The sequence below is a fragment of the Paraglaciecola polaris LMG 21857 genome (assembly GCF_000315055.1).
GTDB lineage: Bacteria > Pseudomonadota > Gammaproteobacteria > Enterobacterales > Alteromonadaceae > Paraglaciecola > Paraglaciecola polaris.
Genome location: NZ_BAER01000025.1, coordinates 64,408 through 70,900 on the forward strand (window position 1 = coordinate 64,408; position 6,493 = coordinate 70,900).

A 6,493-nucleotide genomic window follows, 5' to 3' on the forward strand; every position below is an offset into this window, starting at 1 on the left:
TAATGACAAGTCAGAATACTTTATCCCACGTCAATCAGCACGGCGAAGCCAATATGGTAGATGTGACCGATAAAAATGTAACGCAACGAGTAGCATATGCCGAAGGCCGGGTATACATGTCAGCCCAAACGTTAGCGCTGATAAATAATAAACAGCATGCCAAAGGAGATGTATTTGCTGTTGCGCGAATAGCAGGCATTCAAGGAGCGAAAAAATGCAGTGATCTGATCCCCTTGTGTCACCCACTTATGCTAACTAAAGTTCAAATTGATTTTACGACACTTGATGACAACAGTGGTATTGGAATTACCGCTATGTGTAAACTTGCCGGCCAAACTGGGGTAGAAATGGAAGCACTAACCGCGGTGTCAGTGGCAGCGTTAACGTTATTTGATATGTGTAAAGCAGTTGACCCAGGCATGGTCATTGGCGGCATTAAGGTATTAGAAAAACAAGGTGGCAAGAGTGGTCATTGGCAACGCAAAGAGGAGCAAAACACATGATAAATGTGCTGTTTTTCGGGCAGTTAAAAGAACAACTGCAAACAGGTCAGTTATCAATCGAGTTACCGGTAAACGATGTTAAAGCATTAAAAACCGCCCTTGGACAACGCGGGGTACTTTGGCAGGAATGTTTATCTGGTGCGTCCACCCTAGTGGCGATTAATCAAACTATAGGCAGTGATAAAAGCACTATTAATGACGGAGACGAGGTGGCCTTCTTCCCGCCTGTTACGGGAGGTTAATTCATGCAGGATATAATTGATGTACAAACTGACGATTTTGACCAAAACGCACTTTATAATGCCCTAAGACAAGATAGCGCCAGTCAAGGCGCAATTGTTACCTTTAGCGGATTAGTACGTGACTTCAATCAAGGCCACGCTATCGGTGGACTATTTTTAGAACATTATCCGGCCATGACCATGCATAGTTTGACTAATATCGTGGGACAAGCACGCCAACGTTGGACACTCGGCAAAATAATCGTTATTCATAGAGTTGGACATTTAGCCCAAGGTGATCAAATAGTCTTTGTGGGTGTCACATCAGCCCACCGCAAAGATGCATTCGATGGTGCGCAGTTTATAATGGATCATTTAAAAACAGAGGCTCCATTTTGGAAAAAAGAAACCACAGAGTGCGGCCCAAGATGGGTTGAGGCCAATCCGAATGATGAAAAGGCCCGGGCAAAGTGGGGGAATGATGACTAAATTTATAAAGTTAATCGTCATCGTGTGCGGGGTGTTTATGAGCGCCTGGGTTAATGCTGAGGTGAAGATTGCTGTAGCTGCAAACTTTAAACCGACGTTAGAACTATTAGTAGCTGCGTATAAAGCTCAGCAACCTAGTGTTGATATTAGTGTGTCGACCGCATCGACGGGAGTTTTATATGCCCAATTGGAACGTGGCGCGCCTTTCGATTTATTTTTATCTGCCGACAGTGAGCGCCCCAAACGCCTTGAAAAAAGTTATCTAATTGAACCCAAAACACGTAAGAACTATGCATTAGGTCAGCTTGTTTTATGGGCGAAAGGGCAATCAGCAGTTAATCAAAATAACCTTAATTCCCTAGGCGGAAAATTGGCAATCGCCAATCCTACGTTAGCGCCCTTTGGTTTAGCGGCAAAGCAAACGTTACACAATTTAGGCGTTTATGATCGCCTGAAAGATCAAATAGTGATGGGCAATAATGTTTCACAAGTTGCACATTATGTACAAACGGGCGCAGCGAAAGCAGGCTTTGTCGCTCTGAGCCAAGTACTCGATAAACAAGGAGGGCTTAAAGACTATTGGTTAATCCCAAGTCAACTTTATACTCCGATCAACCAGCAAATGGTGGTTATCAAACAAGCTCAGCGCAGCCAACAGGAAACCGATGAGGTGATGGCCTTTTATCGTTTTATTCTCAGCTCAAGTGGTCAACGCATCATTATTCAACATGGCTACCAAAGTGCCGAAATTCAAATTATTCCACGGATAAGGCCCGATGCTGAATAGCCTTTCAAACAATGAAATCTGGCTCGCGACCCTACTTACTCTAAAGCTGGCAACACTTACGACTTTGATATTACTCATTCTTGCCATTCCATTGGGATGGTGGTTGAGCCAATCGAAAAATAAACTCAAACCCGTTATCGAAGCATGTATTACCTTGCCACTTATCTTACCGCCCACTGTTCTGGGCTTTTATTTGTTGATCCTATTTTCGCCGCAAAACCCGGTGGGGCATGCATGGTTTTCGCTGTTTGATAGCACACTCGTTTTTTCATTCTACGGCTTATTGTTTGGCTCCATTGTTTATAGTTTACCCTTCATGGTGCAACCGGTGCGAGACGCCTTTGTTAAGATTGACCGTGATTTGCTCGATGCAAGCAATACCATGGGGGCAAGCTTTGCTCAAACCTTTCGTTATATCGTATTGCCCTTGAGTAAACATGGCATCACCACAGGCTGTATTTTGGCATTTGCCCATACGGTTGGTGAGTTCGGCGTGGTATTACTAATAGGAGGTAACATTGAAAGTGAAACACGAGTGCTTTCCATACTACTTTACGATTTAATTGAAACAAACCAGATGGACTCAGCAAACCAAGTTGCAGTGACGCTCGTATTTTTTGCTTTTTTGGTATTGTTGTCTTTAAGTATGTTACGACGTAGGGAAAATATTTAATCTTCGTGATAACTCTGTGAATAAACTGCCGGAAAATGTGCACTGGTCTTTATTAACGCAAAGAGAGCCCATTCATGAAGGTTTATCTATCAATCATCTTAAGTTGTATGCTGCTTTACTCAACAGCCTATAGTGCTGAGGCAACACGTCAGCATACAATTCAATTAAGCTCAAAAAACAAACATACTACACTATTGGAAATATACTCTTCACAGGGCTGTAGCAGTTGTCCTCCGGCACAAAGGTGGGTTAATCAATATGAAAATAATCCTGCATTGTGGAAAACCATTGTTCCTGTTGTTTTCCATGTGGACTATTGGGATCAGTTAGGTTGGCGAGATCCTTTTGCATCCAAACAATTTAGCCAACGTCAGCAAGAATATCGCCGTAAAAATAAAGTGAATTCCGTTTATACACCTGGCTTCGTGGTGGAAGGTCGTGAATGGAAAGGCTGGTTCAGCGGAAAGCCATTACCATTAATAAACGCACATCATGTAGGTCAGCTTGATGTGAGTATCGATAAAAGTGTCCTTAAATTAACTTATCAAAGAGATGAGCTAATGAATGACAACAAAGATCCGCTTATTTATAACATCGCCTTGTTGGGTATAGGTATTTCAACTCAGGTTAACAAGGGGGAGAATGCAGGCAAAACGCTAAAAGAAAACTTTATCGTGTTGGCTCACCAGCAGACGAGCTACGCCCGAGATTTGCCAGTTCGTTTAGTGTGGGATAAAACCCAGATCCACGCCCAAAGTTATGGAATAGCAATTTGGATTACCGACGAATCACTTACTCCATTACAAGTCGTTGCTGGAGACATCCCCAAAGACTGGGTAATAGAGTAACTAAAGAGAGAATAGACACTCCCAAGATAAACCTGTTTATACCTCTCAGTAACTAGTGTTTATCTTGAGCGAGACGCGTATCGGCGCAGTATTACTTTGTTTTTTTTAGCTGTTTATTCGTCATTACCACAGTCGTCCTGACACTCACCGTATAAATAAAGACTATGATGGATCAGGGTCATGCTGTGTCGCTTGGCTACTTCTTCTTGACGCTTTTCTATTACGTCATCTTCAAACTCAACGACTTTACCGCAATTTAAACAGACTAAATGATCGTGATGCTTTTTGTGGCTGATTTCGAAAACAGATTTCCCCCCTTCAAAATGATGACGGTTTAAAATACCTGCGTCATCAAATTGGTTTAAAACTCGATAAACAGTCGCTAATCCAATCTCTTCATCTTGCTCAATAAGGATCTTGTAAACATCTTCAGCGCTGATATGTTGATTGTTAGGATCTTGTAGTATTTCAAGAATTTTTAGTCTAGGCAGGGTGACTTTTAATCCCGCTTTTTTGAGTTCTTTATTTTGGTCCATGGATCCAACTTAACATTTGATGTAAACAACATAATCGTAAACTGTACCGATTAAAACGTCGGTGATCCAGTCATATCATCGCTTACTTAATTAACAATTCATTAAAATGACGTTTAACCATAAATGGTTAACTGAACTGATCGAAAAACGCCATTTTACTTGTAAACTCTACATAAAAAAGGAGCTAACGCTCCTTCAAGTTGAAAGGTATTCAACTATTCGATTTACTGTAGTTCGGCTAAACACATTTCTTCGTGAATCTGCTTACACCAGGACTTGACTCGGCTTTCTGTTAACTCGGGTTGACGGTCTTCATCAATACCAAGACCAACAAAATGATCGTCATCTGCCATGCCTTTTGACGCTTCGAAATCATAGCCATCTGTCGACCATTGACCTATCAGGATAGCGCCTTTTGCTTCTACTATATCTCGTACCATGCCCATGGCATCCAGAAAGTATTCAGCATAATCTTCTTGGTCGCCACAGCCAAATATGGCTACTAACTTATCGGCAAAGTCTATTTCTTCTAGCTCAGGGAAAAAATCATCCCAATCACATTGCGCTTCGCCATAATACCAAGTCGGAATACCAAACATGAGCAAGTCAAATTCGGCTATATCTTCTTTACTGCTTTTCGCAATATCATGTACATCAATCAGGCTTTTGCCCAACTCTTTTTGGATCATCTTCGCAATATGCTCAGTGTTACCCGTGTCACTACCAAAAAATAGGCCTACGCTTGCCATTGTGTGGGATACCTCAAAATCTAGTTATATAAGTCTGGTGTCTCACCAGTGCTACTAATTAGCTTGCCAAAAAAACTGCACGACACCTTTAAAAACAAAGCCTGCGGCACCTAAAAACAAGACTAAATAAACAACAACTCTGCCTATCATAGGCACGCTATTCTTTTTTAAAACATCATGTACTGCAAAGCCCATGAGTAAGAATAAACCAACCAAGGCCAAATCCAAGGCAATGGCTTCAATTTGTTCATAATATTCGCTTAACATGGGAACTCACTACATTTCATTGCGGCGTTACTTTAGCATATTGTGACAAGGTTGAAAAAACCTAATTTAGTAAAAATGTACGTATATGCTTAGCACAATCTTTAGGTTTTTCAGCGTGTAACCAATGACCAGTGCCGCGTATAACGCGTACTCGACTAGCGGGGAATAATTCCATCGTTTGTTTGGTATATTCAGGCTGCAGATAATCAGACAATTCGCCCTTTAAAAACAGCACAGGTTTGATATAGCTGTGAGCACTTTCTAAGGCTTTGGATAAACGATTATACTCCCGATAGAGTAAATCTAGGTTAAAGCGCCAGTGCCATGTATTACTTACACTATCTTGATACAAGCCCTTTAACAAAAACTGTTTTACTGATGGTTCAGTGAGATATTCACTCATCATACTATCCGCATCACTGCGCTGATGGACCTGATTTAGTTTTACATTACGTAACGACTTAAAAACATTTTCGTGTCTTGGCTCATAATTAACCGGGGCGATATCTAGTACCACTAGCGAGCGAACCAAGTCGTTATGTTCTAAAGCAATTTGCATGGCGACTTTGCCACCGAGTGAATGGCCAACAATACTTACCTCAGTAATTTTTAATTCAATCAGAAGCTCGGTTACAGATTCCGCGTAACGTGTAAAACTGAATTGAGTGGAATGCTGAGATTTTCCGTGATCGGGTAAATCAATTGAAACAATATTAAAGTCATCGTTTAATTGTCGACGCAGCATGGCGAGATTATCCAAGTTTCCAAACAAGCCATGAATTAATAACAGCCAAGGTTGTTTTTTTTGGCCGAGGTCGATTTTATGATTAATGTTAAAAGTAGAAATAGTGTGCCCCTATTAATTAATAAGGTAATGGAAGAACAAAAGAGGGGTTGTCGCCACACCTAGTGACGACAGAGCTAATTTACGCGATTGAAAATAAATCTAATGACTTACCACTATCAAGCGCAGCCTTAAATACTTTGGGCATACGGCCAATACCAGTCCACTTGTGCTCATTTCCTTCGCTATCGGTTAATGTGTATTTCACTGGGCGCTTTTTACCTACCTTGGTAGATTTTTTTGCTGGCTCAGCTTTTTGTAAATCATTTACGTCAAGTCCGGCTTCTTCTAATTGAGCAAGAATTTGATTCAGCTTTTCATTTTTTTCTTTTGCTGCTTCTTGCTGTTCTAATTCTTTCGCTTTACGATTTTCAATAATTGAATTTAACTTATCTGCAACATTTTCTAATTCTTCAACCGATAATTCCTTTACCGCTCCTTGCAAACGACGTCCATGAGTTAGAATATTAATAAAATCACTCATAATTTACCTTTTTATTTTAAGAGTTTACTTAGTGTGAAACATATATTTTTACGTGATAGTTAGCAATAATTTTATCGAAATTAGTGGTTATT

Annotated in this window: 11 protein-coding genes; 6 read left to right on the forward strand and 5 right to left on the reverse strand. The window is 40.7% G+C overall.

What is annotated here, in order from left to right; all coding sequences use genetic code 11:
- Positions 1 to 2 precede the first annotated feature (2 nt).
- The 6 genes from moaC to GPLA_RS05530 all read left to right on the forward strand — a co-directional run bounded on the left by moaC (position 3) and on the right by GPLA_RS05530 (position 3,521).
- Positions 3 to 503 (forward strand): cyclic pyranopterin monophosphate synthase MoaC, encoded by a 501-nt coding sequence (gene moaC, locus GPLA_RS05505; RefSeq protein ID WP_007103865.1) that lies wholly within the window; start codon positions 3 to 5, stop codon positions 501 to 503.
- Positions 500 to 745 (forward strand): molybdopterin converting factor subunit 1, encoded by a 246-nt coding sequence (gene moaD, locus GPLA_RS05510; protein WP_007103866.1) that lies wholly within the window; start codon positions 500 to 502, stop codon positions 743 to 745. Before moaC ends, moaD begins: the two co-directional genes overlap by 4 nt.
- A gap of 3 nt (positions 746 to 748) precedes the next feature.
- Positions 749 to 1,213, forward strand: a complete 465-nt coding sequence (moaE, locus tag GPLA_RS05515; protein WP_007103867.1) for a molybdopterin synthase catalytic subunit MoaE — start codon at positions 749 to 751, stop codon at positions 1,211 to 1,213.
- Positions 1,214 to 1,250: 37 nt separating this feature from the next.
- Positions 1,251 to 2,000 carry a molybdate ABC transporter substrate-binding protein gene (gene modA, locus GPLA_RS05520; protein ID WP_007103868.1) on the forward strand — a complete coding sequence of 250 codons (750 nt, stop codon included), beginning with the start codon at positions 1,251 to 1,253 and terminating at the stop codon, positions 1,998 to 2,000.
- Positions 1,990 to 2,673, forward strand: a complete 684-nt coding sequence (modB, locus tag GPLA_RS05525) for a molybdate ABC transporter permease subunit (RefSeq protein ID WP_007103869.1) — start codon at positions 1,990 to 1,992, stop codon at positions 2,671 to 2,673. The genes modA and modB overlap by 11 nt, the downstream gene beginning before the upstream one ends.
- 74 nt (positions 2,674 to 2,747) lie before the next feature.
- The gene (locus GPLA_RS05530; protein WP_007103870.1) at positions 2,748 to 3,521 is read left to right on the forward strand and encodes a DUF1223 domain-containing protein; all 774 of its coding nucleotides are present in this window, start codon (positions 2,748 to 2,750) and stop codon (positions 3,519 to 3,521) included.
- 113 nt (positions 3,522 to 3,634) lie between these two features.
- On the opposite strand, the gene fur is transcribed toward GPLA_RS05530, so the two are convergent.
- From fur to GPLA_RS05555, 5 genes are all read right to left on the reverse strand, one after another.
- A complete protein-coding gene (gene fur, locus GPLA_RS05535) occupies positions 3,635 to 4,057 on the reverse strand; it encodes a ferric iron uptake transcriptional regulator (RefSeq protein WP_007103871.1) in 423 nt (140 codons plus the stop codon).
- Positions 4,058 to 4,281: 224 nt separating this feature from the next.
- Positions 4,282 to 4,806, reverse strand: coding sequence for a flavodoxin FldA (fldA, locus tag GPLA_RS05540; RefSeq protein ID WP_007103872.1), 525 nt, complete (start codon positions 4,804 to 4,806; stop codon positions 4,282 to 4,284).
- Positions 4,807 to 4,860: 54 nt separating this feature from the next.
- Positions 4,861 to 5,073 (reverse strand): DUF2788 domain-containing protein, encoded by a 213-nt coding sequence (locus GPLA_RS05545; protein WP_007103873.1) that lies wholly within the window; start codon positions 5,071 to 5,073, stop codon positions 4,861 to 4,863.
- Between the two features lie 61 nt (positions 5,074 to 5,134).
- Entirely contained in the window at positions 5,135 to 5,920 is a 786-nt protein-coding gene (locus GPLA_RS05550; protein WP_456095263.1) for an alpha/beta fold hydrolase, read from the reverse strand.
- Positions 5,921 to 5,999: 79 nt separating this feature from the next.
- On the reverse strand, positions 6,000 to 6,401 hold the full coding sequence (locus GPLA_RS05555) for an H-NS histone family protein (RefSeq protein WP_007103875.1): 402 nt from the start codon (positions 6,399 to 6,401) through the stop codon (positions 6,000 to 6,002).
- Positions 6,402 to 6,493: the final 92 nt, after the last annotated feature.

Bases quoted from the DNA above. Each gene is read 5' to 3' on its own strand.
- moaC (WP_007103865.1), top strand. From the start codon at position 3: ATGACAAGTCAGAATACTTTATCCCACGTCAATCAGCACGGCGAAGCC.
- moaD (WP_007103866.1), top strand. From the start codon at position 500: ATGATAAATGTGCTGTTTTTCGGGCAGTTAAAAGAACAACTGCAAACA.
- moaE (WP_007103867.1), top strand. From the start codon at position 749: ATGCAGGATATAATTGATGTACAAACTGACGATTTTGACCAAAACGCA.
- modA (WP_007103868.1), top strand. From the start codon at position 1,251: ATGAGCGCCTGGGTTAATGCTGAGGTGAAGATTGCTGTAGCTGCAAAC.
- modB (WP_007103869.1), top strand. From the start codon at position 1,990: ATGCTGAATAGCCTTTCAAACAATGAAATCTGGCTCGCGACCCTACTT.
- GPLA_RS05530 (WP_007103870.1), top strand. From the start codon at position 2,748: ATGAAGGTTTATCTATCAATCATCTTAAGTTGTATGCTGCTTTACTCA.
- fur (WP_007103871.1), bottom strand. From the start codon at position 4,057: ATGGACCAAAATAAAGAACTCAAAAAAGCGGGATTAAAAGTCACCCTG.
- fldA (WP_007103872.1), bottom strand. From the start codon at position 4,806: ATGGCAAGCGTAGGCCTATTTTTTGGTAGTGACACGGGTAACACTGAG.
- GPLA_RS05545 (WP_007103873.1), bottom strand. From the start codon at position 5,073: ATGTTAAGCGAATATTATGAACAAATTGAAGCCATTGCCTTGGATTTG.
- GPLA_RS05555 (WP_007103875.1), bottom strand. From the start codon at position 6,401: ATGAGTGATTTTATTAATATTCTAACTCATGGACGTCGTTTGCAAGGA.